This is a genomic window from Micromonospora hortensis (assembly GCF_022230935.1).
Taxonomy (GTDB): domain Bacteria; phylum Actinomycetota; class Actinomycetes; order Mycobacteriales; family Micromonosporaceae; genus Micromonospora; species Micromonospora hortensis.
In genome coordinates this window covers 1-24,935 of sequence record NZ_JAKKFE010000071.1, presented here as the reverse complement: position 1 = coordinate 24,935, position 24,935 = coordinate 1, and the positions used below count along the sequence as shown (strand labels likewise).

The 24,935-nt window shown below is 70.5% G+C and carries 28 protein-coding genes and 2 pseudogenes; 11 read left to right on the top strand and 19 right to left on the bottom strand.

All coding sequences use genetic code 11. The features are described from left to right. Positions 1-102 precede the first annotated feature (102 nt). The 4 genes and pseudogenes from NIE111_RS30790 to NIE111_RS30775 form a co-directional block, all read right to left on the bottom strand. Positions 103-1,125 (bottom strand): annotated as a pseudogene (locus NIE111_RS30790) (bifunctional transcriptional activator/DNA repair enzyme AdaA); the annotation flags it as partial. A gap of 84 nt (positions 1,126-1,209) precedes the next feature. Next, positions 1,210-2,634 carry an FAD-binding oxidoreductase gene (locus tag NIE111_RS30785; RefSeq protein WP_238687732.1) on the bottom strand — a complete coding sequence of 475 codons (1,425 nt, stop codon included), beginning with the start codon at positions 2,632-2,634 and terminating at the stop codon, positions 1,210-1,212. Positions 2,635-2,831: 197 nt separating this feature from the next. Next, on the bottom strand, positions 2,832-3,317 hold the full coding sequence (locus tag NIE111_RS30780) for a hypothetical protein (RefSeq protein WP_238687731.1): 486 nt from the start codon (positions 3,315-3,317) through the stop codon (positions 2,832-2,834). Further along, positions 3,314-3,823, bottom strand: a complete 510-nt coding sequence (locus NIE111_RS30775; protein ID WP_238687730.1) for a SigE family RNA polymerase sigma factor — start codon at positions 3,821-3,823, stop codon at positions 3,314-3,316. The genes NIE111_RS30780 and NIE111_RS30775 overlap by 4 nt, the downstream gene beginning before the upstream one ends. Before the next feature lie 139 nt (positions 3,824-3,962). Between NIE111_RS30775 and NIE111_RS30770 the strand changes: the two genes are divergently transcribed. Continuing rightward, complete coding sequence (locus NIE111_RS30770; protein ID WP_238687729.1) at positions 3,963-4,466, top strand: hypothetical protein; 504 nt, start codon at positions 3,963-3,965, stop codon at positions 4,464-4,466. A gap of 121 nt (positions 4,467-4,587) precedes the next feature. Further along, positions 4,588-5,322: a Type 1 glutamine amidotransferase-like domain-containing protein gene (locus tag NIE111_RS30765; protein WP_238687728.1), complete on the top strand. Its 735-nt coding sequence runs from the start codon at positions 4,588-4,590 to the stop codon at positions 5,320-5,322. A gap of 3 nt (positions 5,323-5,325) precedes the next feature. Here the strand turns inward: NIE111_RS30765 and NIE111_RS30760 are convergent, their stop codons facing one another. Next, positions 5,326-5,895: an exonuclease gene (locus NIE111_RS30760; protein WP_238687727.1), complete on the bottom strand. Its 570-nt coding sequence runs from the start codon at positions 5,893-5,895 to the stop codon at positions 5,326-5,328. Positions 5,896-6,038: 143 nt separating this feature from the next. Here NIE111_RS30760 and ychF point away from each other — a divergent pair, with 143 nt between their 5' ends. Then, complete coding sequence (gene ychF / locus NIE111_RS30755; protein ID WP_238687726.1) at positions 6,039-7,124, top strand: redox-regulated ATPase YchF; 1,086 nt, start codon at positions 6,039-6,041, stop codon at positions 7,122-7,124. Positions 7,125-7,144: 20 nt separating this feature from the next. Here the strand turns inward: ychF and NIE111_RS30750 are convergent. Next, positions 7,145-7,546 (bottom strand): annotated as a pseudogene (locus NIE111_RS30750) (tyrosine-type recombinase/integrase); the annotation flags it as partial. Positions 7,547-7,754: 208 nt separating this feature from the next. On the opposite strand from NIE111_RS30750, the gene NIE111_RS30745 reads away from it, so the two are divergent. Both NIE111_RS30745 and NIE111_RS30740 read left to right on the top strand, forming a co-directional pair. Continuing rightward, positions 7,755-8,348, top strand: a complete 594-nt coding sequence (locus NIE111_RS30745) for an Imm21 family immunity protein (protein WP_238687724.1) — start codon at positions 7,755-7,757, stop codon at positions 8,346-8,348. 490 nt (positions 8,349-8,838) lie between these two features. Next, positions 8,839-9,609, top strand: coding sequence for a class I SAM-dependent methyltransferase (locus tag NIE111_RS30740; protein ID WP_238687723.1), 771 nt, complete (start codon positions 8,839-8,841; stop codon positions 9,607-9,609). Positions 9,610-10,005: 396 nt separating this feature from the next. On the opposite strand, the gene NIE111_RS30735 is transcribed toward NIE111_RS30740, so the two are convergent. Next, entirely contained in the window at positions 10,006-10,848 is an 843-nt protein-coding gene (locus tag NIE111_RS30735) for a nucleotidyltransferase domain-containing protein (RefSeq protein WP_238687722.1), read from the bottom strand. A 24-nt stretch (positions 10,849-10,872) separates the two neighbouring features. Beyond that, positions 10,873-11,247, bottom strand: a complete 375-nt coding sequence (locus NIE111_RS30730; protein ID WP_238687721.1) for a VOC family protein — start codon at positions 11,245-11,247, stop codon at positions 10,873-10,875. Between the two features lie 114 nt (positions 11,248-11,361). Between NIE111_RS30730 and NIE111_RS30725 the strand changes: the two genes are divergently transcribed. The 3 genes from NIE111_RS30725 to NIE111_RS30715 are packed head-to-tail and all read left to right on the top strand — an operon-like array spanning position 11,362 to position 12,613. Continuing rightward, on the top strand, positions 11,362-11,820 hold the full coding sequence (locus NIE111_RS30725; RefSeq protein WP_238687720.1) for an SRPBCC domain-containing protein: 459 nt from the start codon (positions 11,362-11,364) through the stop codon (positions 11,818-11,820). Beyond that, positions 11,817-12,167: an ArsR/SmtB family transcription factor gene (locus NIE111_RS30720; RefSeq protein WP_238687719.1), complete on the top strand. Its 351-nt coding sequence runs from the start codon at positions 11,817-11,819 to the stop codon at positions 12,165-12,167. The genes NIE111_RS30725 and NIE111_RS30720 overlap by 4 nt, the downstream gene beginning before the upstream one ends. Positions 12,168-12,169: 2 nt before the next feature. After that, complete coding sequence (locus NIE111_RS30715) at positions 12,170-12,613, top strand: SRPBCC family protein (RefSeq protein WP_238687718.1); 444 nt, start codon at positions 12,170-12,172, stop codon at positions 12,611-12,613. Positions 12,614-12,814: 201 nt separating this feature from the next. Here NIE111_RS30715 and NIE111_RS30710 read toward each other — a convergent pair whose 3' ends face one another. The 5 genes from NIE111_RS30710 to NIE111_RS30690 form a co-directional block, all read right to left on the bottom strand. After that, complete coding sequence (locus NIE111_RS30710; protein WP_238687717.1) at positions 12,815-13,015, bottom strand: hypothetical protein; 201 nt, start codon at positions 13,013-13,015, stop codon at positions 12,815-12,817. 97 nt (positions 13,016-13,112) lie between these two features. Then, entirely contained in the window at positions 13,113-13,844 is a 732-nt protein-coding gene (locus NIE111_RS30705; protein ID WP_238687716.1) for a class I SAM-dependent methyltransferase, read from the bottom strand. A gap of 223 nt (positions 13,845-14,067) precedes the next feature. Further along, positions 14,068-14,430 carry a PH domain-containing protein gene (locus tag NIE111_RS30700; RefSeq protein WP_030337500.1) on the bottom strand — a complete coding sequence of 121 codons (363 nt, stop codon included), beginning with the start codon at positions 14,428-14,430 and terminating at the stop codon, positions 14,068-14,070. Positions 14,431-14,440: 10 nt separating this feature from the next. Then, positions 14,441-15,196, bottom strand: coding sequence for a class I SAM-dependent methyltransferase (locus NIE111_RS30695; RefSeq protein ID WP_238687715.1), 756 nt, complete (start codon positions 15,194-15,196; stop codon positions 14,441-14,443). Beyond that, positions 15,193-16,077 (bottom strand): LysR family transcriptional regulator, encoded by an 885-nt coding sequence (locus NIE111_RS30690; protein ID WP_238687714.1) that lies wholly within the window; start codon positions 16,075-16,077, stop codon positions 15,193-15,195. The genes NIE111_RS30695 and NIE111_RS30690 overlap by 4 nt, the downstream gene beginning before the upstream one ends. Positions 16,078-16,191: 114 nt before the next feature. Here NIE111_RS30690 and NIE111_RS30685 point away from each other — a divergent pair, with 114 nt between their 5' ends. Next, entirely contained in the window at positions 16,192-16,656 is a 465-nt protein-coding gene (locus tag NIE111_RS30685) for a VOC family protein (RefSeq protein WP_238687713.1), read from the top strand. Here NIE111_RS30685 and NIE111_RS30680 read toward each other — a convergent pair. Beyond that, positions 16,643-16,951, bottom strand: coding sequence for a 4a-hydroxytetrahydrobiopterin dehydratase (locus NIE111_RS30680; protein ID WP_238687712.1), 309 nt, complete (start codon positions 16,949-16,951; stop codon positions 16,643-16,645). The genes NIE111_RS30685 and NIE111_RS30680 overlap by 14 nt on opposite strands. Positions 16,952-17,134: 183 nt before the next feature. Between NIE111_RS30680 and NIE111_RS30675 the strand changes: the two genes are divergently transcribed. Next, complete coding sequence (locus NIE111_RS30675) at positions 17,135-17,578, top strand: (deoxy)nucleoside triphosphate pyrophosphohydrolase (RefSeq protein ID WP_238687711.1); 444 nt, start codon at positions 17,135-17,137, stop codon at positions 17,576-17,578. 147 nt (positions 17,579-17,725) lie between these two features. On the opposite strand, the gene NIE111_RS30670 is transcribed toward NIE111_RS30675, so the two are convergent. The 5 genes from NIE111_RS30670 to NIE111_RS30650 form a co-directional block, all read right to left on the bottom strand. Beyond that, a complete protein-coding gene (locus tag NIE111_RS30670) occupies positions 17,726-18,790 on the bottom strand; it encodes a succinate dehydrogenase/fumarate reductase iron-sulfur subunit (RefSeq protein WP_238687710.1) in 1,065 nt (354 codons plus the stop codon). Continuing rightward, positions 18,787-20,715 (bottom strand): fumarate reductase/succinate dehydrogenase flavoprotein subunit, encoded by a 1,929-nt coding sequence (locus NIE111_RS30665; RefSeq protein ID WP_238687709.1) that lies wholly within the window; start codon positions 20,713-20,715, stop codon positions 18,787-18,789. The genes NIE111_RS30670 and NIE111_RS30665 overlap by 4 nt, the downstream gene beginning before the upstream one ends. A gap of 12 nt (positions 20,716-20,727) precedes the next feature. Further along, positions 20,728-21,534, bottom strand: coding sequence for a succinate dehydrogenase subunit SdhC (sdhC, locus tag NIE111_RS30660; RefSeq protein ID WP_088950095.1), 807 nt, complete (start codon positions 21,532-21,534; stop codon positions 20,728-20,730). Positions 21,535-21,779: 245 nt separating this feature from the next. Next, positions 21,780-23,186, bottom strand: a complete 1,407-nt coding sequence (locus NIE111_RS30655; RefSeq protein WP_238687708.1) for a TldD/PmbA family protein — start codon at positions 23,184-23,186, stop codon at positions 21,780-21,782. Continuing rightward, on the bottom strand, positions 23,183-24,619 hold the full coding sequence (locus NIE111_RS30650) for a TldD/PmbA family protein (RefSeq protein WP_238687707.1): 1,437 nt from the start codon (positions 24,617-24,619) through the stop codon (positions 23,183-23,185). Before NIE111_RS30650 ends, NIE111_RS30655 begins: the two co-directional genes overlap by 4 nt. A gap of 57 nt (positions 24,620-24,676) precedes the next feature. On the opposite strand from NIE111_RS30650, the gene NIE111_RS30645 reads away from it, so the two are divergent. Beyond that, a partial coding sequence (locus NIE111_RS30645; RefSeq protein ID WP_238687706.1) for a hypothetical protein occupies positions 24,677-24,935 on the top strand: 259 nt, incomplete at its 3' end.

Below are 24,935 nucleotides of genomic sequence, written 5' to 3'. Positions count from 1 at the left end.
GTCAGTGGCAACAACTTCATGATCAACATGGGCATGGGCGTGGGCGTGGGCGTGGGCGTGGGCGTGGGCGTGGGCGTGGGTGTGGGCGTGGGCGTGGGTGGTGAGGAGGCGGGTGAGGGTTGTTCTTGCGGACGTGACCGAGACCTGTTGGCCGATGATGGCGCGGACGGCCTGCTCGAAGCCGTCGACGGCGCGGGGGACGCGGATGCCGGGTTCGGCGGCGACTGCCGGGGCCAGCGCCGGATCGGTGGCCAACGTGGCGTCGATGGCCGCCGGGTCCGCGTCCAGGTCGAGCAACCGGCGGCAGCGGGCCACCGCCGGTGCCAGGTCGCGCAGGTCGGCGAGGCGCAACGTCGCCGCCACGTGCCCGTCCACCGGGGTCAGGGCCACCTGGCCGGTGCCGTGCGGCAACCGCAGACCCCTGTGGTACGTCCCGTCGCGGACCGCCTCCACGCCGGGCAACGCCCGCACCGCGAGGAAGTCCAGCAGCGCCCGGGCGTGCAGCGGCGGGCGGTACGCCAGCCGGAGCGCGATGGTCCCCGCCCCGGTCGGCGCCTGCTGGCGACCACGGGCCGTGCGCAGGTCGGACGGGGCGCTCGCGTACACCTCGCGAAGCGTGTCGTTGAACTGCCGCACGCTGCCGAAGCCGGCGGCGAACGCGATCTCGGCCATCGCCAGGTCGGTCGTCTCGATCAGAATCCGGGCGGTCTGGGCGCGTTGGGCCCGGGCCAGCGCGAGCGGCCCGGCACCCATCTCGGCGCTCAGCATCCGGTGCAGGTGCCGCTCGGTGTAGCCCAGCCGGGAGGCCAACCCCGGTACGCCGTCCCGGTCGACCACCCCGTCGGCGATGAGCCGCATCGCCCGACCGACCACGTCCGCGCGGACGTCCCAGAGCGGTGAGCCGGGCGCGGCGTCCGGCCGGCAGCGGCGGCAGGCACGCAGCCCGGCGCCCTGTGCGGCGGCGGCGGACGGAAAGAACCGGACGTTCTGCCGCTTCGGTGTGATCGCCGGGCAGGACGGCCGGCAGTAGATCCCGGTGGACGTCACACCGGTGTAGAACCAGCCGTCGAACCGCTGGTCACGGCTGTCCACGGCCCGGTAACACCGCTCGAAGTCCATCTCCATGTCACCGATGATGCCCCGCTCGACCGGTCGTCGGCTGGCGGGAATCGGACCTGGGTGTGCGTGGGCGCGGGATCGGCTCCGGCGTCAGCGGCGGCGTCGGTGCGGCTGACCGGACCGGCCGGCGCGGGAGCCCTGACCGGTTCGGTCGACCTGGCCGGCGCCGTTGGACCGGTTGCCCTGACCGGCGCGGTTGGCCTGGCCGGTCAGCAGGGCCGATCGGAACACCCCGTCCGGGTCGTACCGCTTCCACAGCCGCCGGACCCGCGCTCCGGTCTCGCCCGGGTAGATCCGGGCGAACGCGGCCGGGTCCGGCCGGCTCTCGAAGTTGACGTACGCGCCGTCGGCGCGTGCCCCGGCGGCCCGCCAGGCGGCGTTCAAGGCGGCGTCGGCCTGCGGCGGAAACACCGAGGCCACGATCAGCGTGTCCTGGTGACGATGCGGGTACGCGGTCGCGTCGGAGGCGACGTCGTTGACCGCCCCACCCAACGAGCGGAGCTGGATCACCGCCCGCCCCGGCCCGGTCACCGCTCGCGTCACGGCCCGCGCCCCGGCGTCGTCCAGCGCGGTGAACAGACCGTTCGTGGTCGTGCCACGCTGCTGCCCGACGTTGGGGTTGAGGTGCGCTGTCGGCACCAGCGTCGGGTAGGGCAGCAGGTCGGTCCGGTGTTCGAGCACCTTGCCGATGGCGAGCAGCGGTTCCACCGCCGGTCGGGCCCGACGCAGGCTCTCGGCGGCGACCACCGCGGTGATGGACATGAGGACCGATCGACCCTCCGCGTACACCACGGCGGCCGCTGACAACTCCCGTGGCGCCTGCGCGAGGTAGCTCGTCCACTCCCGGACGGTGCGGCCGTCCGGATGCGCCTCGACGACCAGCTGCGCGACACCCACGTTGCGCTGCTCGGCCGCCTCGATCTCGAATGCCACCACGATGCCCGTGCCGGCCCCGGCCCCGCGGACCAGCCAGAACAGCTCCGGCTCGTGGTCGGCGTCCGCGCGTACCAGCGTCCCGTCCGCCAGCACCACCTCGACGGCGCGGACCCGGTCGATGGTGAGGCCGTGGGCGCGGACCAGCCAGCCGACACCACCGCCGGTGGCCAGGCCGCCGACGCCGACACCGCCGTAGTCACCCGAGCTGATCACCAGCCCGTACGGGGCCAGCGCCTTCGCCACGTTCGCCCAGCGCGCACCGGCCTCGACCCGGACCAGCCCGGCCCGCTCGTCGATCACCTGAACCCGGTTGAGCATGGAGAGGTCGATGACCACCCCACCGTTGTTGGACGAGGTTCCGGACAGCCCGTGCCCGCCGCTGCGGACCGCGATGGGCAGCCGCTGCTCCCGCGCGTAGCGCAGCGCGTCGACCACCTGCGCGGTGGTCTTCGGCAGCAGGACCGCTGCCGGAGACGCCGACCTGGTGTACGTCGAGCGCAGCTGCGCGTACCGGCGGTCGCCGGGGGTGACGATCTGCCCCCGCAGGGAGTCGGGCACCCGGGCCATGGCGGTGCTCATCGTTGGCCCCGCAGCTCGCACCTCGGGTGTCCGGGATCGGTCATGGCCCAAGAATGAGCGGGCATGTCGGCCTCGACAAATTCGGCGGACCGGTGCCCGCCGGCCGCTGCGACGCGCGACGCTCGCCGGTACGGGGAGCGCCGCGCGAAGGTGACCGGAATCTCCTGGGTTGACCGGTCAGGCCGGGGCGGTTCCGCTCAACGCGCCGGGCTCGGCACGACAGTCGGCCGGCCCGGCACACCGCCCGGGGCGGGCGGAGTCGACGGGGTTGGCGTGACAGTCGGCCGGTCCGGAACACCGGGCGGGCCCGACGGGCTCGGCTTGACAGTCGGTTGGCCCGGTACGCCGGGCGGACCCGGCGTGATCGACGGGTCCCCGGGCGCGCCCCCGGGGCTCGGTACGACCGTCGGCACCATGCTGGGCGGGGACGGGCTGGGTACGGCCGCCGGGCCAGCCGGGCTGGGCACGGCAGGGGGAGGCTCGTCCGAGCCGGTCGCGGCCAGGGCGATCGGGGTGGCGATCAGGATCGCCGCCAGGGTGCTCACCGCCCCCACCGTCACAGTGGCGCGACGTCTGTTGCGCACCAGCCGTTCCGCTCGGCTCAACTGGTCATGCACGATCGGTGCCTCCTCGGCCAGGTCGGTGAGGGTGGAGCGGATGAGGTGCTCGAAGGGTTCGGTCATCGCCGTACCTCCAGCCTGTCGACGTCCGGCAGCAGGTCACGCAGTCGCTTCACCGCTCGATGGGTACGGCTGCGTACGGTCCCCACCGAGCAGCCCAGCAACTCGGCCACCCGGGCTTCGGGCAGGTCCTCGTAGTAGCGGAGGACCACCACCGCCCGCTGTGTCGGTGGCAGGTGACGCAGCGCGGCCCGCATCGCCAACCGCACGTCGGTGCCGCCGCTCGGGTCGCCGCCGACCGGTTCGTCGCCCGGATTGAGCGGTGTCTCCCGCCACCGGCGGAGTCGCCGCCACCAGCTGATCTGCTCGCGGTACATCACCACCCGCAGATAGCCCTCGGGATCGGCGTGCCGAATGGTTCCCCACTTCGGGATGGTCCGCGCCAACGCCGACTGGAACAGGTCCTCGGCGGCGTTGCGATCCCCGGTCAGCAGGTACGCGACCCGCATCAGCGCCGGAGTCCGGCTGCCGACGAACTCGGCCAGCCGTGCGCGCTCGTCCTCGTCCACCCACCACCCCCGTTTCGTTGTCACAGATACAGACGTCCCAGGTCATCGTCGCTATCCACGATCGGTGGGGTTTTTCGGCCCGAAAGTGTCGGTCGTGCCGGGTAGCGTCCGGCCACCAACTGAAGAAGGGGTGCGGCGGATGACGAGCGTGGCGGGTTGGGCGGCGGCGTCGACACCGGGTGCGTTCCCGCCGCTGCCCCGCGCGGTGGCGCAGTCCTTCTACCGCCGGATGCGGGCCGTCGCGCCGGCGGCCGTGGGCGCCATCGAACGGGACCGGGCGGGCGACCCCGAGCAGAGCTTTCCCGACACGGCCTGCGGCCGGTTGGCCGGCTCCCTGGACGACGCGGGCCTGCGGGCGCTCGGGATGTGGACGCACCACTGGTGCATGCGCTTCTACGACGACGACACGAGTGTTGGCCGGCGGCTGATCCGTGAGATCGCCGCGCGGCCGGGGCTGGGCTGGACGGCCGACGAGGTGCGTTGGATGCTGCGCGAGTCGGTCTCGGTCGGGCCGGCCGCCGCCGACCGGTTCACCCTGCCCCGCGCCGCCGCCGGGCAACTGCCCCCGGCCGACCGTCGGGCCCTGGGCCATTGGCCCGAGGTAGAGGTGCCCCGCCAGCGGCGGCCCGACCCGTCGAGTTGATCATGATGTTGGCCGGGCCCGACCGCCACCAGCGAGTGGCGGTCGGGCCCCGCACCGAGCGGGCGGAAGACCGGCTGCGGCAGGATGGACGCCGCACCGCAGTCGACGGAAGGACGCTCCGATGCCCGCCAGCGCACCGACCATCATCGCCACCAGCATGGGCTTCTTTCGGGGCAACCGCGGGCCCTACGACCTGCGTCCCAGCCCGGTCTTCGAGCTGGCGGCCGAGTTGGCCGAGGCCGGTCCGCAGCCGCGGGTCTGCTATCTCGGGCAGGCCGTCGGCGACCAGCCCACCTCGTTGACCGCCGTCTACGGCGCGTTCGCCGACACCCGCTTCCGGCTGTCACACCTCGCCCTGTTCCCGATGCCGAACGTCGAGGACGTCCGCGCCCACCTGCTCGCCCAGGACGTCATCTGGGTCGACGGTGGCAGCGTGGCCAACCTGGTCGCGGTGTGGCGGGTGCACGGGCTCGACGAGATCCTGCACGAGTGCTGGCAGGCCGGCGTGGTGCTGGCCGGCGTCTCCGCCGGCTCGATCTGCTGGCATGTCGGCGGTGCCACCGACAGCTTCGGCCCCCGGCTGCGCGGCTTCACCGAGGGCCTGGCCTGGCTGCCGTACGGCAACGGGGTGCACTACGACAGCGAGGGCCAGCGCCGCCCGCTCATGCACGAGCTGGTCGGTGACGGCACGCTCCCCACCAGCCACTGCACCGACGACGGCGTCGGCCTGGTCTACCGGGGCACCCAGCTCGTCGAGGCAATCGCGGACCGCGACGGCGTCTCGGCGTACGAGGTCAGCCGCGGCGCGGACGGCAGCGTCCGCGAGGCGGTCATCGCCCCCCGCCGGCTCGGCTGAGCGTCACGCCTCCTCGACCGGCTGTCGGCGGCGCAGCACCGCGTCGAAGACCTGGGCCAGCTCGGCGGCGTCCTCCCCGGCGTGGTGCGTGTGCGGCATGTCGTGCAGGCCCACCTCGTTCTTGATCGAGCCCTGGCGGGTTCCGGCCCACTCGCTGCCGGTCAACCCCATCCAGTAGCTGCGGAGATCGACACCGGAGCCGGTCGCACCGAACGGGCTGCGCCCGACGAAGCGGACGAAGTACCAGTGCACGAACATGCCGTCCCAGACGGCCGGGGCGGCCAGGAAGACCGGACGGCCGACCCGGCGGAGCCCGTCGACCCAGGCCGCCGCGGCGGACATCGCCTCCTGCGCGGTGGGCGCCTCCCGCAGCAGCCGGTCCCGGTCCAGGCCGGAGACGGCCAGCGCCGCGGGGACGAACTCGTCGGAGATGGGACGCAACTCGGTGTAGAAGGTGAGGTCCGGGCGGCCGGCCACGGCCATGCCCAGCGAGATCATGCTGTACGGCCCGGGGATCGGCCCGTCCGCCTCCACGTCGACGGCGATGTACAGCTCGGGCAACGTCGAGGTCATCTCACCTCCAGCAGCGGAACATCGAACCGGGAGATTAGCAACGCCTGACAGGACCCGGTGGGAGCGACGATCGACAAGCGGCGAGGCGCCGAATCGGAGCCGCGTGGACCGGCCCGGCCGGGACCGGCGTAAGCTGGCCCGTCGTGAGTCTCACCATCGGCATCGTCGGCCTGCCCAACGTCGGCAAGAGCACGCTTTTCAACGCGTTGACCAAGAACGACGTGCTGGCGGCGAACTACCCGTTCGCCACCATCGAGCCCAACGTCGGCGTGGTCGGGCTGCCCGACGAGCGGCTGGGCAAGCTGGCCGAGATCTTCTCCTCGCAGAAGGTGCTGCCGGCGCCGGTGTCGTTCGTCGACATCGCCGGCCTGGTCCGCGGCGCGTCGAAGGGGCAGGGCCGGGGCAACGCCTTCCTGGCCAACATCCGGGACGCCTCGGCGATCTGCCAGGTGGTCAGGGCCTTCTCCGACCCGAACGTGGTGCACGTCGACGGCAAGATCTCCCCGGCCGACGACATCGAGACGATCAACACCGAGCTGATCCTCGCCGACCTGCAGACCCTGGACAAGGCGCTGCCCCGGTTGGAGAAGGAGGCCAAGCTCCGCAAGGACCGGGCCGCCGCTGTCGCCGCCGCGAAGGCCGCGATCGAGGTGCTCGACGGCGGCACCACCCTCTACTCCGGGGCCGCCGCCGCCAAGATCGAGCTGGAGCACCTGCGCGAGCTGCACCTGCTCACCACCAAGCCCTTCCTGTACGTCTTCAACGTCGACGAGGCCGAGCTGGCCAACGAGACGTTCCTCGACGAACTGCGCGCCCTGGTCGCCCCCGCAGAGGCGATCTTCATGGACGCCAAGATCGAATCCGAGCTGGTGGACCTGCCCGAGGACGAGGCCCGCGAGCTGCTGGAGTCGATCGGGCAGAACGAGCCCGGCCTCAACCAACTCGTCCGGGTCGGTTTCCGCACCCTCGGCCTCCAGACGTACCTCACGGCCGGCCCCAAGGAAGCGCGCGCCTGGACCGTCCCGGTCGGCGCCACCGCGCCGGAGGCCGCGGGTGTCATCCACAGCGACTTCCAGCGCGGCTTCATCAAGGCCGAGGTGGTTTCGTACCACGACCTGGTCGAGCACGGTTCGATGGCGTCGGCCAAGGCGGCGGGCAAGGTCCGCATCGAGGGCAAGGAGTACGTCATGCAGGACGGCGACGTGGTGGAGTTCCGCTTCAACGTCTGAATCGGGCCTGTTCCCGCAGGTCAGGCGGTTGGACCCTCGCTCTGGGGCACACCGGGGGCACAACCCCACGCGTCATCGACGGCGCGGCGGGTGCGTTCTTCCGAGTCCGGCATCAGGTGGCCGTATGCCGACAGGACCAAGGTCGCATTCTCGTGCCCCAGCCGCTCGGCGACCACGATGACCGACACGCCCTGCATCAGCAGTACAGAGGCGTAGTGGTGCCGTAGGTAGTGACTCGTGGTGCCCTTCGGTAGCCCGGCCCGCTCGACGGCCGAGAAAATCAGGGAGCCGTAGTAGTCGCGCCGGTATGGGCCGGCGAAGCGGGTGGTGAAGATGGTGCCGCCGGCAGCCGGCGGAAACTGCGCCGTGTGCTCGCGGATGGCGGTCGCCACGACCTGGGGGAGCGGGATGGTTCGGCGCGAGCGGCGGGTCTTCGGCTCAGTGCGGCGTGTCTAGTCCCACCATATGCTTGACGAATCCGTCCCAACACATGCACGACAGCCGGCCTTGGTTGCTCAGTCGTTCTGGTTGCAGTCGGTGACGGTGCGTCGGTAGCCGGTCGTGGTCGTACGTCCGTCTCTGCGGAGACTGATGCGGCATCGCCGCTGGTCGGGCGGGAGACTGTGCGGTATGGAAGCCGCCTGGTCCACCTCATCGCCTTCGGTAGAGTCCTCCCCCGCGTGGGTCGAGTCGATGGGTGGTCCTTTGCTCGCGGTACCGGTTGCGGTGTTGAACGAGTGGGGTGGCTGCACGGCCGCCGGGACGATCGCGGGTACCGGGGACGCCCTGGATGACTACGACCGCGCCTGCGAGGTTGCTGGCCTGGCAGGTGTGATCGCTATCGGTAACAGCGGCCAGCAGGGACTTGTCTTGGCGGACGAACCCGCCAGAACCTGCTATCTGCCGGAGTGGCGGACGTTCGTCCGTTGGCTCGGGGCCGACTCCGAGGCTGAGCTGATCAACGTCGCGAAGTCCATCCTCGACGACCCTGCCGTCGAGTGGGCGCAATGTGGCATCTGGGAGACGGACGGACCGGCGGTGCTTATAGATTCCGTCACCCCTGGAACCGAGCTGACGGTTGCGTACCCCGGTGAAGAGACGGTGCCCGAGCAAGCCCCTATTCCGACACCGGCTGGCCGGTGGGCCGTCCGCGCCGTTCACACCTGGGCGAATGAGGAAACCGCGGTAGGCCTGGTTCAACTCTTGCCCTTACCGCAGAGCTGATCGATTGAGCTGATCCGCCGCGATGCGCGCCTTGTCAGGGACCGTGAAGGCCTCCGCGACGCGTCTTGAGACCATGTCAGGCATCAGGCGGGACGCGAGTGTCAAGCATCTCCCGGGACACGACAGCCGGACTGCCGGCGATGTTGTGCAAAGTTCCTGTACGTCTTCAAGGCGGCCCGAGACGGGCCGCACGCGCCGCCGCCTGGGAGCGCGTCTGACCCCTCCCTTAGCCGGTCGGGGCCAGCCACGCGCAGGTGCATCGTGTTCCGCCGCTTGTGCACGAGTTCATCGACGACTGCCTGGGCTGGCACGCCATGGACCCGTCCAGGCGTCGTTGTCCTCAAAGGTCTTGAAGGGCAGCCACATCATGACCATTCCGACGAGGAGGCCGAGTGCGTAGACGGGGTAGCGGGCACGCCACCAGCTCCGCAAGTTCTGCACGGTGGCCATGGTGGCAGTCGATATCGACGAGCGGCGGTAGGTTGACCGGATGACGGAACAGCTGCTCCGGTCGTCGTTTGGCGCGGCGGCGACCGCGTACGCCGAGCACCGCCCGGATTACGCGCAGGCAGCGGTGCGGTGGGCGTTGGAGCCCGCCCCAGGCCTACGCGTGCTCGACCTGGGCGCTGGCACCGGCAAGCTGTCCGCGACGCTCGTGGCGGTGGGCGCGGACGTCGTGGCGGTCGAACCCGACCCGGCGATGCTCGCCGAGCTGCGCCGTGCGGTGCCGGCCGTCCGTGCCCTGCCGGGTAGCGCCGAAGCCATCCCGTTGCCGAACGGGTCCGTCGACGCCGTGCTCGCCGGCAACGCCCTGCACTGGTTCGACAGGGCCGTCGCCGGGGCGGAGATCGCCAGAGTCCTCGCGCCCGGCGGTGTCCTGGCCGGTCTGTGGAACATCATGGACGACCGGATCGACTGGGTTGCCGGGCTCGAACGGGTCAGCGGGAGTGCGGCCATCGGCCCGCGTGACACGCTGAGCAGTTGGCGAGCGGCGACGGCGGACATGCTCGTTCCGAGGACCGGCCTGGTCGCCCGGTTCGGGTCGGCGGAGCAGGTCGAGTTCCCGCACGGTCAGCGGCGTACCGCCGACTCGCTCGTCGCGACGCTCGCGACGCGGGCCGGGATGCTGGTCATGCCGGAAGAGGAGCGAGAGGATGCCCTCGGTCGGATCCGCTCTTTCCTCGGGAGCCGACCCGAAACGGCACACGGCGAGTTCACCCTGCCGATGCTGACCGGCGTGCTGCGCGCCCGGCGACGCTGACGGCCGGCGACCCGGTGAACCGACATCGGGGCGGGGCATTGAAAGCTTTGTTGGCAGGTGCCGAGGTGGCGCTCGTGGGCCTGTTCTCGGCGAAGGACAGGGAGTTCGACAGCAAGCTCAATCTGCTGGCCAGCGTGGTGGAAGCCCACGGTGGCCAGGTCGTGAGCCGGCACGTGCAGCGGCGGGGTGTCTCTTCCGGCGGCGCGGACAAGATGGGCGACCCGTTCTCGCGGCGAACGTTGCTCAGCCCCGGTAGGGCACGCGAAGTCGCCGAGGCCTGCTGGCAGCGCGGGGTCGGCGTCGTGGTCTTCGCGAACCCGCTGACCGACCACCAGCGGGCCGTCCTCACTGACATGTTCGGCTGTCTCGTGGTGAGTGGCGAGGACCTCCGACAGGTCAGGGACGGACGGTCTTCTCGCCATGGACGGTTACGTACTCCGCGGAGAGCCAGGACCCAAGGTCGTCGATGAGTTCGCGCAGCACGCCCGGGTCCGGCGAGGGTGTGCGACCGATGACGGCAGCTCTGCGCATCTGCTCGGCACGTTCCGGGTAGTAAAGCCCAAACGCGTCGGCGGATTCGGTGAGGTCGCTCGTCCAGCCTCCCCACCGAGGCATGATCAGCGTGAAGCCGGTCCTGACGACGCGACGAGCGACGACCCGACTGAGGGCCTTCCGTTGCTGCTCGGTGGTCGCTTCGGCCGCCTGGCGGCGCCACCCCGCAAGCGCTAGGGACAGATCACCGTTCGTCTCGCGGGCGAGCAGGGGAGTGGCCCTGTAGCGGGGGAGTTGGTCGGCGAGGTCGTCACCCAGCAGGGGAGTGCACAGGCAGGCGACGAAGAAGCCGAGGTCGTGCTGCTCAAGCTCGCTGAGCAGCGTACGCGCACTGAACAGCAGGACGCCCACGCCGTCGATCTGCGGAAAGGACCGGTCGAGGTCTTGCTCGATCCGGGTGGCTGCCGCCCGGTCGGCCTCGGTTGGCTCGGTGCGCAGGGCGAGCAGCAGGTCGAGATCGGAGACGCCGAGGACAGCGGTGCCACGCGGGATGCTGCCGTAGATGTAGGCGCTGTGCAGCAGAGCACCGTCGAACGACTCGGCGATCCGAGCGCGTGCCGCGTCGACAACACCGGCGAACGCGGCCGGGATCCGACTCAGCGCACCCTCGCGCGCAATCCAGCCCTCGGCGTCCAGCCCTCTCCCGGCTATGGGGACACTCTGCCGGGAGCTGGCGACGACGATCACCCCCGCCCGGGCGACCTCGGCGTCCTACTGCTCGGCCCAGGCGCCCAACTCGTTGCCGCTGGGGTCGGTGAAGTGGAACCGCCGGCCACCGGGGAACTCGTACGGTCCGTTCACCACCTGGCCGCCGGCCTCCTTGACGGCCTGCACGGATCGGTCCAGGTCGCTGGAGTAGAGCAGCACGAGCGGGCCGCCCGCCCGAACGTCCCTGTCCACACGTAGACCGCCGACCTCGGGCGCGGCGTCGCCGTGTGGGCTGCGGATGCCGGCGTACTCCGGCCCGTAGTCGTTGAACTGCCAGCCGAAGGCGTCGGCGTAGAACCGCTTGGCCACGGCGAGGTCGGTCACCGTGAGCTCGACGTAGTCGATGGCGTGGTGTCGGTGGGTCGATGGCTCAGACATGCGGCGATCCTCCACCCCGGGTACGACGAAACCACGACACGCAACGAAAGGTTGCGCGATTGCCGCGGGCTGTCGTAGGTTGAGTGCAACCAAAGGTTGCGAAAGGTTGTGGGCATGGAACAGGGAACGATCGAACGCGACATCCACGTCAACGCGTCCCCCGAGGTCGTCTTCGAGGTGGTCAGCCAGCCCCAGCACATGCGGGAGTGGTGGCCCGACGACGCGCGGTTCGAGTCCGTCGCCGGTGCGCCCGGCGAGCTGGTCTGGCGCGACGCCGACACCGGCGAGAGGAAGACCGTCGCGCTCGCCGTCGTCGAGGTCGACCCGCCGAAGCGGTTCTCCTTCCGGTGGTGCTTCACCGAGCCGGACCGGAGCGGGCAGGCGCTGTTCGTCACCTTCGACCTGGTGCCCAGCGGCGCCGGGACGCTGATCCGGATGACCGAGACCGGGTTCCGCGAGCTGGGTTGGGAGGTCGCTGTCCTGGAAGAGCAGTACCGCGACCACGAGAACGGTTGGGACCACTACATGCCCCGACTGGGCGAGTACGTCGCGCGGCTGGTCGCGACCCCATGAGCACGGCGGTCGACGACGAGCTGTGGTCGGCGATCGGCGACCCGATCCGGCGTACGATGATCGATCTTCTTCTCGCTGACGGGCCGGGGACGGCCACCTCGTTGAGCAGGCGGCTACCCGTCACCCGTCAGGCCGTCTCGAAGCACCTGGCGGTCCTCGACCGGGTGGGGCTGATCAACGCCGAGCCGGCCGGTCGCGAGCGTCACTACCAGGTGGACGAGGCACAACTCGCCCGCGCCGTCGCCCAGTTGTCGGCGGTCGGCTCCACCTGGGACGCCCGCCTGCGCCGGATCAAGCGCATCGCCGAGACGATCGAACGCCACCGCACCAACAACCAGGGAGGCTGAAGATGGTGGACATCCTGCACCAGGTCGGCGTCGTCGCTCCGCTTGCCGACGTCTACCGGGCGGTGGCAACCCCCGAGGGCGTCGCCGGCTGGTGGTCGGTCGACACGACCGGCAAGAGTGAGGTCGGCGGGCAGTTGGCCGTCCACTTCGGTGACGAGGGCGGGTTCGACCTGGAGATCCTTGAGCTGGACCCGGATGGCCGGGTGCGGTGGCGGGTCGTCGGTGGGCCCGAGGAGTGGATCGGCACCGAGATCGACTGGCGGCTCGGCCAGCGAGGCCGGTTCACGATCGTCGACTTCACGCACGCGGGTTGGCGCGAGCCGACCGAACTCATGCACGAGTGCAGCACCAAGTGGGCGGTCTTCCTGATGAGTCTCAAGGAGTTGGTCGAGACGGGGCGCGGCCGGCCGGCGCCGAACGACGTCCAGATCAGCGACGGGCACTGACCTCGGTGCCGGTTGGGCTTCCGGGGGATCGCGCGCCTCGCCGCGAGATCGCGATCCCCCCGGCGGCCAGGCCGAGAGCGGCTATCGCCACCGCACAGAGCAGCAGCGTCGGGCGTGCGCCGCTGTCAGCTCACCCGGCGCGAGACCCGCTTATCAACACCTACTGCTACCAGCAGAATCAACCGAGGGTGAAAAGCCGGGTCACCGTTGCGGGCCGTCGTTTCCGCGGGCGGCGCCGAAGGACGAGCCGATGCTCGCCACTATCGAACCCACCGAGGCCAGTGACACCGCCACCGTGCCGGCAGTGTCGGCCCCGCCGTCCCCGGTCACCCTGAGGATGATTCCGGTGACCATCAGGACGACCGACAGGGCCAGGACTACCTGGACGGCTCGTTTGCTCATGGCGGCATCTCACTTCCGGCGGCGGGAGATCGACTCGGGTTCCATGACGTCGGGGCGATGACACCCCGACTTTCCGGAACCCGAGCCGATCAAACCGCTACTCCGCCCGGTAGACGGAGATGTGCGACGGGCTGTCGGCCTGGAACGGTCGCCGGTGCCAGTCGGCGTACCGCTCGGTGAGCCGGAGCCCGGCCTGCTGCGCCATCTCGTCGATCTGGTGCGGCCAGGCGTACCGCATGGCGAACGGCTTCAGGTGCACACCGTCCGCGTCGAACGTGATCGTCTGCCGGACGAACCGCTGCGCCGGCCTGTCGTACCGGTGCAGGCGGATCGTCGCGGAGTCCTCGGTGACCTCACGCACCTGCACCTGCTCGTCCGAGTCGAAGCTGCGCGGGTCGGGCACGAACGTCTCGATGACGAACGCGCCGCCGGGCGACAGCACCCGTGCGACGTTGCGGAAGCAGTCCGCCTGCCGCTCGGCGTCCACCAGGTTGAACAGGGTGTTGAAGACCAGGTACGCGAGCCGGAACTCACCGGCCACCGGCACGTCCGCCATGTCGGCGACGACCACCGGGATCCGGTCGCCGCCGGGTTTCGCCAGCAGCTGCGCGAGCATCTCCTCGGACGCCTCGACGCCGTGCACGGCGAGGCCGCGTTCGGCCAGCGGCAACGCGACCCGGCCGGTGCCGATCGCCAGTTCGAGAACGGGACCCCCGTCGGCCAGGTCGGCAAGGAAGTCCACCGCCGGCGCGGGGTCGGGGTTACCTGGGGCGTCGTAGTCGGCGGCCCAGAGCCGGCCGAAGAGGCCGGGATCGTCGAAGACCGACATCAGCGGCCTCCGGGGTTGGGATCAGTGGCGCCCAGCAGCGCCAAGGGAACAAACCTGCTCACGAAGTCTCGATTCCTCGGGTCGGATGACTGTTGGTTCGGGGGACTTCGTCGTGTTGGGCATGATGGCTGCTCCCTCCGCCTGGCTGTCGACCCAGGACACCAGAGACGCCGTGGGCCCGGCAAGGCAATTACGCCAGCCGGGCCCACGACGGCACGTGCGCTCAGGAGATGTGGTGCAGGATCACGTTGTGCACGTGGTGGCTCTTCTGCGCGCCACGGAACTCCACCTCGTAGGTGTGCGTGCCGACGTGGATGGCGATGGCGCCGGTGGAGAAGAACGAACCACCCCACGACTTGTTGCTGACCACACTCACGCTGGTGATCTTCGAGTACGGGATGCTGGTGATCGCGAACCGCTTGCCGACGAACGACCGGTCCTGAATGATCACGCGACGGTCGGTCAGCCCGATGAACCCGGTGCCGGTGCCGACGGCGTCGTAGACGGCGATGATCTGCTCGCCTTCGAGGAGGCCACTCTCAATCTGCTGGACCTGCTCTTTGCGGTCGTACGCGATGTTCGCCATGTGCTCCAGGCTAGAAAACCGGTGCCAACGTGCCCACCCGGGCGATGACCACGAACTCGCCGTCGCCGTGGCCGACGGGCTCGCCGCGCCAGCCCCCGTGAACGCGGTCCACAAGGAAGCCCGCCCTGGTCAGAGAGGTGCGCAGCTCGACCTCGGTGCGGAAACGCAGGCTCGCCGCACTGAGGAGTTCTTCCCCGTCGTCGAAGTGGTAGTGGTGGGTGAAGTCGACCACTCCGTCGCGTACCCCGGTGACCTCGGTCCACGCGCGGACCTCGCCGCCGTCGGGCAGCATGACCAGCCGGTGCGAATCCACCGGGTTCCACAGCTCCCAGCGGCGGTCCGCCGGGTCGCGCGCGTCGAACACCAGCCGACCGCCGGGCACGAGTGCCCGGGCCAGGTCGGCGAGGGTACGCGCCCACTCCGCATCGTCCACGAAGAACTGCGCGACGTGGCTGGTCAGCACCGCCACGTCGAACGCCCGATCCGGCAGCAGCGCCGAGGTGCCAGCGAGCCAGGTCACCCGCTCACCACAGGGCTTGGCACGGGCGGCGGCCAGTGACGCGTCGGCCGGGTCCACTCCCGTGACGGTGTGACCAGCGGCGGCGAGGGCAACTGTCAGCCGGCCGGTGCCGCAGCCGAGGTCCAGCACCCGGGCAGCCGGGGTTTCGTCGACCACCGCCTGGAAGAAGTCGTCGTCCGGCCCCCACCGGCACTCCGCGTCGTACACCTGGACCAGCCGGTGGTGGCGGAACTCGGCGTGCCTCATCGGGGGTTCGCGTCGGTGGCGGCACTGACGAACTCGCGTACCCGGGTGGTGGTGTTGCTGGGCAGCCAGACCGGCCCTCGTTCGATCGGTGGCGCGTCGTGGATGGGCACGTACGCCACGTCGGGGCGCGGGTAGTAATGCCGCGTGTGCTCGCCCACCGGCAGGACGCCCCGGCCCAGGGCGACGAGGGACAGCATCTCGGAGAAGGTGTTCCCGGCGGGCCCCTTCGGCACCGCCCGGCCGGACGGGGTGCGCTCCGGGGTGCGGTCCCGCTTGAACTCCACCGAGGTCACCGTCGGGTACTGCACCACCGGGTGGTCGGCGAGCACCTCCAACGACACCGACCGCTCCCGGGTAAGGGGGTGACCCGCCGCTACCGCCAGCGCCCGGTCCTCGGAGAGCAGCGCCGTGCCGGTGGCCATCCCGTCGAACGGGTACGAAGCGATCAACACGTCTGTCGAGCCGTCGAGCAACCCCGATCGGGTGGTGGACAACTGCGCCTCGTGCACCTCCACCCGACAGTCAGGGTGCCGTTCACCGAACAGGGCCACCGCCCGGAGCAGTACCGGCGCGGTCCACTCGCCGAGGAACGCCACCCGTAGCGTCCCGGTCACGCCCCGGGCGGCGTCGGTCGCGCGGCGGACGGCCTCGTCCATCTCGGCGACCAGCGGGGCCAGCTCGTCGGCGAGTTGCCGGCCGATCGGGGTGAGCCGGACGACCCGACTGGTGCGGGCGAACAGCGGTGCGCCGATCCGGCGCTCCAGCTTTTTCACGATGTGGCTGACCCGGCCGGTGCTGACTGTCAACCGCTCGGCGGTCCGGCCGAAGTGCAGTTCGTCCGCGAGGGTCAGGAACGTCTCGACCTCGTACCGCTCCAGCACATCGTTCCCATCGTTGACCTGTGGGCAACGATCGTAGCGGCATCGGGTCTTGGTCCACGCCCCTCGTCCGGGGATCGTGAACGGGCCAGCGAAAACCAAGCGAAAGGCTCCGACATGGGCGTTGACGACTACCTGAGCGACCTGCCTGGAGGAGGCGTGAGCGCGGTGCGGGTAACCGGTTTCGACCACCTGGTGCTGACCGTCGCCGACGTGGAACGGTCCCTGGACTTCTACTGCGGCCGGCTCGGGCTGGCGCCGGTGCGGGTCGACGAGTGGCGTGCGGGCACCGTCCCGTTCCCGTCGGTGCGGATCAGCCCCGACAGCATCATCGACCTCGTCCACGGTGAGCCGCAGGGCGCGAACGTGGACCACTTCTGCCTGGTGGTGGCACCACTGGACTGGGCGCAGGTGATCGATTCGGGGGTCTTCACGGTGCTGACCGGGCCGGTCAGCCGGTTCGGCGCGCGCGGTTCGGCGACCTCGATCTACGTGCGGGACCCGGACGGCAACTCGGTGGAGCTGCGCTGGTACCCGCAGGACGCCGGATCGGATTCGGAGACGGTCGTCAGGCCTCGGTGACCGCCCGGTAGGCGTCCTCGATGCGGGCGGCCAACAACACCTCGCCCTCGGTCAGCGGGTCGCCGCTGCCGTGCCCGACCCGGATCTGGGTGCTGTCGGCCCGGCGGCTGATCTCGGGCCGCAGATGCAGCGCATCCGCGACGACCTTGACCCGTTCAGTTAGTGCGGCGTGTTGGGTATCGTCGATCACGAGCGTTCGTCGGATCTGCTCGCCCTCGCGCGTCCAACCAGATAGCAAGGTCAACGCGTCGGAAAGGTAGTCGTGCTTGGCCCTGCTGCTGAACAGCACGCGCATCACCGCACCCCCCAAGCGCCGTTGCCGGCTTGTGGCCAAATCGTCGCCATCCCGTGTCTTGTCGGTGGCTCCTAGTCTCTCGCTGCTCGGAGGGGGTGTCCACGCCCACACTTCCGTGTCTTATTGGCCTAGCGGACGGCTACGGTACCCAAACCGCCGATTGATCTGGCACCCTGGACGCCCGTGCGGACCGAACGGGCGAATGATGGCGGGCAGGCCGAACGACGGGACCTGAAGGTGATCGTCGGTGCGGCGATCATCCGGGATGGGCGAGTGCTCGCCTGTGCGCGTTCCGCACCACCCGAGGTAGCGGGCATGTGGGAGTTTCCGGGCGGAAAGGTCGAGCCGGGGGAGGCCGAGACGGACGCGTTGATCCGGGAGTGCGCCGAGGAGTTGGCCGTACGCGTCGAGATCGGTGACCGGGTCGGCCGCAACGTACGGATGGCGCACGGCCGCTCGGTGCTCAAGGTGTACGCGGCCCGCCTGCTCGGCGGCGACCAGCCACAGGCGCTCGAGCACGAGGCGCTCCGCTGGCTCACCGCCGACGAGTTGGACTCGGTCACCTGGCTCCCCGCCGACGCCCCCATCGTGGCCGCCCTCCGCCCCCTCCTGCTCACCTCACGTTGATCATGAAGTTATTGCCACCGCCGCCGGCGTGTCGTGGCAATAACTTCATGATCGACGGGGGCGACCGGGGGTCGGGGCCGGGGGCCGGGGGCGGACGTGGGGCGGGGGCCGTGGCTATCGCCACGGCCCCCGTCTCTGTTCAGGTGGTTAGTGCTTGTTGTCCTGCTCCGGGTGGGCGAAGTTGAGGTGCTCCGGAGGCAGCGGGAAGGTCACGTCGTCGCCGAACGGCGACGGCGCGGCGGCCCGGTCGAAGGTGAGTTCGGTCAGCGGCAGCTTGCCCCGGTCGTCGACCGCCGGAGCGGTCGGGTGGGGCACCTCCCGGTGCCAGTTGACGCCGCTCTGCGCCTGCGCCTCAGCCCGCGAATCGTGGGAGCCACCCGCGTGCGAGTGCACCCCACCCCGGGCGGAGCCCGGCGTCGCCGAGCCCTGACGGGCGGTGGTCACGCTGGTCTGGGGCGTCTCGCCCCGACGGAAGATCTTGCTACCAAGCCACACAAGGGGATCGTACCTGCGGTCGACGACCCGTTCCTTCATGGGGATGATCCCGTTGTCAGTGATCTTGATGTGCTCGGGGCAGACCTCGGTACAGCACTTGGTGATGTTGCAGAAGCCGAGGCCCTGTTCGGCCTGCGCGTACTCCTTGCGGTCGGTCCGGGCGTCCAGCGGGTGCATGTCCAGCTCGGCCGCCCGGATGAAGTACCGCGGGCCGGAGAACGCCTGCTTGTTCTCCTCGTGATCGCGGATCACGTGGCAGACCGTCTGGCACAGGAAGCACTCGATGCACTTGCGGAACTCCTGCGAGCGCTCCACGTCGACCTGCTGCATCCGGTAGTCACCCGGGGCCACGTCCGCCGGAGGAGCGAACGCCGGGGTCTCCCGAGCCTTCTCGTAGTTGAACGAGACGTCGGTGACCAGGTCCCGGATGATCGGGAAGGTGCGCAGCGGGGTGACAGTGACGGTCTCGTCGTCGCCGAAGGTCGACATCCGCGTCATGCAACCCAGCCGCGGCTTGCCGTTGATCTCCATGGAGCAGGAGCCGCACTTGCCGGCCTTGCAGTTCCACCGGCAGGCCAGGTCGGGCGCGTCGGTGGCCTGCAGGCGGTGGATGACGTCGAGGACGACCTCGCCCTCGTTCACCTCCACCATGTAGTCCTGGAGGTCACCGCCGCTCTCGTCGCCCCGCCAGATCCGGAACTGACGCTTCCCGCTCATCGGTTGTCCGCCTCTCCAGCGTCGGCAACGAGGGCGTCGAAGTCGGCGATCTCCTCGTCGGTGAGGTACTTGGCCAGCTCGGCCCGGTCGAAGAGGCCGATCAGCTCCGGCCGCATCTTCGGCAGCGGCTTGCGGGTCAGCTGCACTGTGTCGCCGTCCAGCGCGCAGACCAGGTTGACCTGCCGCCACTTCGGCTCCATCGCCGGGTAGTCCTCCCGGGTGTGCCCGCCGCGCGACTCCTGCCGCTCCAGCGCCGCCTTCGCCGTGCACTCCGAGACCACCAGCATGTTGCGCAGGTCCAGCGCGAGGTGCCAGCCCGGGTTGTAGCGTCGGCCGCCGGCCGCGCTCACCTTGGCCACCCGCTCACGCAGCTCGGCGAGCCGGACCAGCGCGTCGGCCAGCTCACCCTCCCGTCGGATGATGCCCACCAGGTCACCCATGACCGCCTGGAGGTCCTGCTGAAGGGTGTACGGGTTCTCGCCGGTGTCCCGTTGCAGCGGCGCGAGGGCGGTCTCCACGGCCGCCTCGACCTCGTTCACCGCCACCTTCGGCCGGGCGGTCAGCCCGTCGGCGTAGCTGGCCGCGTGCCCGCCCGCCCGCTTGCCGAAGACCAGCAGGTCGGACAGGGAGTTACCACCGAGTCGGTTGGAGCCGTGCATGCCACCGGAGACCTCACCGGCGGCGAACAGCCCGCGTACGTGGCCGAAGGCGGCACCCGAATCCGGGTCGACCTCGACGCCGCCCATCACGTAGTGGCAGGTCGGCCCGACCTCCATCGGCTCGGCCGTGATGTCGACGTCGGCCAGCTCCTTGAACTGGTGGTACATCGACGGCAGCCGGCGGCGGATCTCGTCGGCCGAACGTCGGCTCGCGATGTCCAGGAAGACGCCACCGGCGGGGGAACCCCGGCCGGCCTTGACCTCGCTGTTGATGGCGCGAGCCACCTCGTCGCGGGGCAGCAGCTCCGGCGGGCGTCGGTTGTTGTCCGGGTCGGTGTACCAGCGGTCCGCCTCCTCCTCGGTCTCCGCGTACTGCTTGCGGAAGACGTCGGGGACGTAGTCGAACATGAACCGCTTGCCGTCGGAGTTCTTCAGGACGCCGCCGTCACCACGCACCGACTCGGTGACCAGGATGCCCTTCACCGAGGGCGGCCAGACCATGCCGGTCGGGTGGAACTGGAGGAACTCCATGTTGATCAGCGTCGCCCCGGCGCGCAGCGCCAACGCGTGCCCGTCCCCGGTGTACTCCCAGGAGTTCGAGGTGACCTTGTAGGAGCGTCCGACGCCGCCGGTGGCCAACACGACCGCCGGCGCCTCGAAGAGGATGAACTCGCCCGACTCGCGGTAGTAGCCGAACGCGCCGGCCACCCGGTCACCGTCGAGCAGCAGCTCGGTGATGGTCGTCTCGGAGAACACCCTGATCCGGGCGTCGTACGAGCCGAACTCCCGCTGGTCCTCCTGCTGAAGCGAGACGATCTTCTGCTGGAGGGTGCGGATCAGCTCCAGGCCGGTCCGGTCGCCCACGTGCGCCAGGCGCGGGTACTCGTGGCCACCGAAGTTGCGCTGCGAGATCTTGCCGTCCTTGGTGCGGTCGAAGAGCGCACCGTACGTCTCCAGCTCCCAGATCCGCTGCGGCGACTCCTTCGCGTGCAGCTCGGCCATCCGGAAGTTGTTGAGGAACTTGCCGCCGCGCATGGTGTCGCGGAAGTGCACCTGCCAGTTGTCCCGGCTGTTCACATTGCCCATCGCGGCGGCCGCGCCGCCCTCGGCCATCACCGTGTGCGCCTTGCCGAACAGCGACTTGGAGATGATCGCGGTCTTCTTGCCGGCCAGCCGGGCCTCGATCGCCGCGCGCAGACCGGCGCCGCCGGCCCCGATGACGACGACGTCGTAGTGGTGTCGTTCGATGCGAGTGGTTGTGGTCATGTCAGGGGCCCTTTAGTTGATGAACCGCAGGTCGGAGAACCAGCCGGCCGCGAGCGCCATGATGTAGAAATCGGCCAGCGCCAGGGTGCCGAGGGTGATCCAGGCGAGCTGCATGTGCCGGACGTTCAACGCCGAGACGAACGTCCAGGCCTTGTACCGCACCGGGTGCTTGGAGAAGTGCTTGAGCCGGCCGCCGATGATGTGCCGGCAGGAGTGGCAGGAAATCGTGTACGCCCAGAGCATCACCACGTTGAGCAGCAGGATGATGTTGCCCAGCCCGAAGCCGAAGCCCTTCGGCGAGTGGAAGGCGAGGATCGCGTCCCAGGTGTTGATCAGCGAGATGATCGCGGCGGCGTAGAAGAAGTAGCGGTGCAGGTTCTGCCCGAGCAACGGGAAACGGGTCTCACCGCCGTACTCCTTGTGCCCGTCCGGGACGGCGCAGGCCGGCGGCGACAGCCAGAACGACCGGTAGTACGCCTTGCGGTAGTAGTAGCAGGTGAGCCGGAACAGCAGCAGGAACGGCAGGGTCAGCGCGGCGTCCGGGATGATCCACCAGCCGGGCAGGAACCGGCCGAAGTGCGAAGCGCCCTCGATGCACCGCTCCGTGACGCAGGGCGAGTAGAACGGGGTCAGGTAGTGGTAATCCGCGACCCAGTAGAAGTCGTGCATGAACACCCGGACGGTCGCGTACGCGACCCAGGCGCTGAGCCCGATCACGGTGATCAGCGGGGCGAACCACCATCGGTCGGTACGCAACGTCTTCGCCGCGATGGCGGCGCGCGCCCGCGCCCCCCTCGGCCTCGTTGCCGTTGAAGTCATTCGAGTCGTCTCCTCGACGGGCCCGTACGGGCGGGCTGGTCTCTCTCCGGTCGGCACGCGGACCGGCGAACCCGCACCCGCTGCCACGTCATGCGCACACCAACGACCACGCCGGATCGACCGACGCAGCTAAGTGACACACGTTACGCCGATCTCCGCGAGCCGTCCGCGCAAGGGAGTGGTCCGTGTGTCTGGCCTGCGGAAAAGCCCTCGACGCGCCGGTTTGGCGCCCCCGGTCGAGAACATCAGCCGGAGGCTCCTCCGGTGAAGTGCCAGGACGCCAGCCGCAGCGACGGCGCCGCCCACCAGGCACCGTCCACCCGGTCCGGTTGGCGCACCGCTCGCGCCCCCAGCCCGAGCACCGCCCCCGGCCCGAGCGCCCGCGGGTACGACTCGGTGAACCGCAGGTCACGGACCGCCCGGACGACAGTGCCGTCCTCGATCAGCCAGACGCCGTTGCGGGTCAACCCGGTGACGACGAGGCTCTTCGGGTCGAGCACCCGGGTGTACCAGAGGTCGGTGACCAGCAGCCCTCGGCGTACGCCGGCCACCAACGCGGCGGTGTCAGCGTCGACGACAGCCCCGGCCGCCGCGCCGGTGGTGCTCCGGCCCACCGCACTGGCCGGACCCGCCACCGCGCCGGTGAGCCGCAGGTTGCGCGGCATCGGGCCCCAGGTGGCACCGCCCGCGACCGCGTGCCCGGTGGACTCCCCGCCCGCCTCGGCGGCGGTGCGGCGATCGTGCGCCACCGCGCGGGTGGTGCCCGCCTCGACCAGCGTCAGCGCCCGTCGGCCGGTGCCCTCCGCGTCGAAGGGCAACCCGGACCCGCCCAGCGGGTCGTCCACCACTGTCACCGCCCGGTCGAACTGGGCGGCGCCCGGCTCGGCGAACGACTGCCGCTCGGCGTACCGCTTGCCGTTGAAGCCGTAGAAGGACAGGTTCTGCAGGAGGTCCGCCACGGCGGCCGGCTCGAACACCACCTCGTAGTGCCCCGGCGGCAGCTCGACCGGCTCGGCCGCCGCCTGCGCCTTGGCGGCCGCCTGCGCGCCCAACTCGGCGCCGTCGAGGTCGGACAGCCGGTCGGCGCTGCGCCGGGCCACCCCGTCCGCGCCATCGCGGCGGGCGATGCCGTCCATCGCCGCCTCCACCGAGCGCCCGTACGCCGAGTGCCCGGCCGAGTTGGCAAACGCCGACGAGCGGTGCGCGGTGCGGCAGTAACCGGCGGTGCTCAGGCCCCCGGCGGCGGCCACGAACGCCCCCACCCGATCGGCCCGCTGATCCGGCTCGGCGTGCGCGGTGGCCTCGTCGACGGGCGGGGCGGCCGGCGTGGGCATGGGCGGGGTCAGCCCCGGCCAACCCGCGTCGGGCGGGCAGAGCCGCGCCGCGGCCAGGGTGCGCTCCACCAGGGCGGACAACCCGTCGGCGGTGACCACGCTGCCGCCACCGGCAGCCGTCCGTCCGTCGACGTGCACCCGCAGCCGGACCCCGACGGTCGACTCGGAGACGTTCTGGTGGATGCCCGAGTTGGCGAACCGGGTCAGCGCCAGGTCCGCCCGCGTCACCACCGCCTCGGCCTGCGCGGCCGGCCCGCCAAGACGCCGAACCAGCTCCACGACCTGCCCCGCCAGCTCCAATTCGGTCTGGCCACTCATGCCGAGACCCCCACACGGACGTTGCGGAAACGGGCCGGCGCGGCCGGGTGGCCGGTGTGCCCGACCTGGCCGGGTTGGCCCTTGCCGCAGTTGGGCGTCCCCCAGGAGACCGTCTCGCTGGAGAGCATGTCCATCGAACGCCAGAACAGCGGGCCGATCCCGGTGTACGTGGGGTTGCGCAGCATCCGCCCCCGCCGCCCCTTCTTGATCTCCCAGCCGACCTCGCAGCCGAACTGGAAGTTGAGCCGCTTGTCGTCGATCGACCAGGACCGGTTGAGGTCCATCAACACGCCGTCGTCGGTGGCCGCGATGATCTCCTCCAGCGTGTGTGGGCCGGGTTCCAGGCCGACGTTCGTCATCCGCACCATCGGCAGGCGGGCCCACCCGTCGGCTCGTACGCTGCCGCCGTAGTCGAGGCTGGCCATGGCGGCGGAATCCCGGCCGGCGAGCACACCCACCCACCGACCGTCGCGGACCGCGTCCCGCTTGACCGCCGGGGAGCCCTCGTCGTCGAAACCGAAGCTGCCCAGCGCCCCCGGGATCGTCGGGTCGATGGTGATGTTCATCAGCTCCGAGCCGTACCGCAGCGAGCCGAGTTGGGCCAGGTCCAGCCAGGACGTGCCGGCGAACGCCGCCTCCCAGCCGAGGATCCGGTCCAGTTCGATGGCGTGCCCGACCGACTCGTGGATCTGCAGGGCCAACTGCTCGCCGCCGAGGATCAGATCCGTCTCGCCGGCCGGGCAGACCGGCGCGGTGAGCAGCGCCCGGGACTCCTCGGCGATCTGCGCGGCGTGCGCGGCCAGATCCAGCGACTCGACCAGCTCCCACCCCGTGGTGCCGTACTGGCCGCGGTAGCTCGGCCAGGAGCGACGCTGCGTCTCGCCGTCGCCGATCGAGGTGGCCGAGATGCCGCCGCCGCACTCGCGGATGCGCTGGTCGATCCGGTGGCCCTCGCTGGAGACGAACCACTTCGCGGTGTCCCAGATCTGGTACAGGCCCTCGGCCAGGTCAGCGCCGTGCTCGGCCATTGTCCGGGTCGCGTCGACAAGCAGATCGCCCTTGTCCGACAGGGGCACCCCGAGTGGATCGATCTGGCAGCCGGAGGTCCAACTCGCGGTGACCGCCTGGACTGGCACCAGGTCGACCGAGGGGCCCGGCACCCGCGCGCTCGCCATGGCGGTCCGCGTCGCGCGCCGGCCGGCGTCGCGGGCGGCGGCGTCCGACAGATCGGGTACGGCATGGAAGCCCCAACTCGCCCCGACCAACGCTCGGACCCCGAGCCCGATGCTCTCGTCCTGGGTCAGCTCCTCCACGTCACCGTTGCGCGCGGTCATCGACTCGTAGCGGCGGTGCATCACCCGGGCGTCGGCGTACCGGGCGCCCGCGTCGAGGGCGGCCTGGACGGCGGCGGTGGCCGCGTCGAACTCGGTCATGGACCGACCCTAGGCCAGCCGACCGACACCCGTCAGGGGACGAGATCCTCCGGCCGAATGGTGGCCCGCACCGGATCCGTCGCCCCGCCGTTTCGGAACCGCAAGATCGCGCAACATCCTGGTTGTAGTTGTATCGGCGCGTCGGCGATGCCGCTAGATCCTGGTTCGAGCGTGACCTTGGTGGCGGCGGGCGCACCAAACCCCACTCCTACTCTCGGGGGCGGTGTTCGTCGTCAAGATCCGCGCAATATCGGAGATGTTGCTGTCTCCTCGCGTGTCGGCGGCAGCAACATCGGGGAAGTTGCGGAGATCTTGG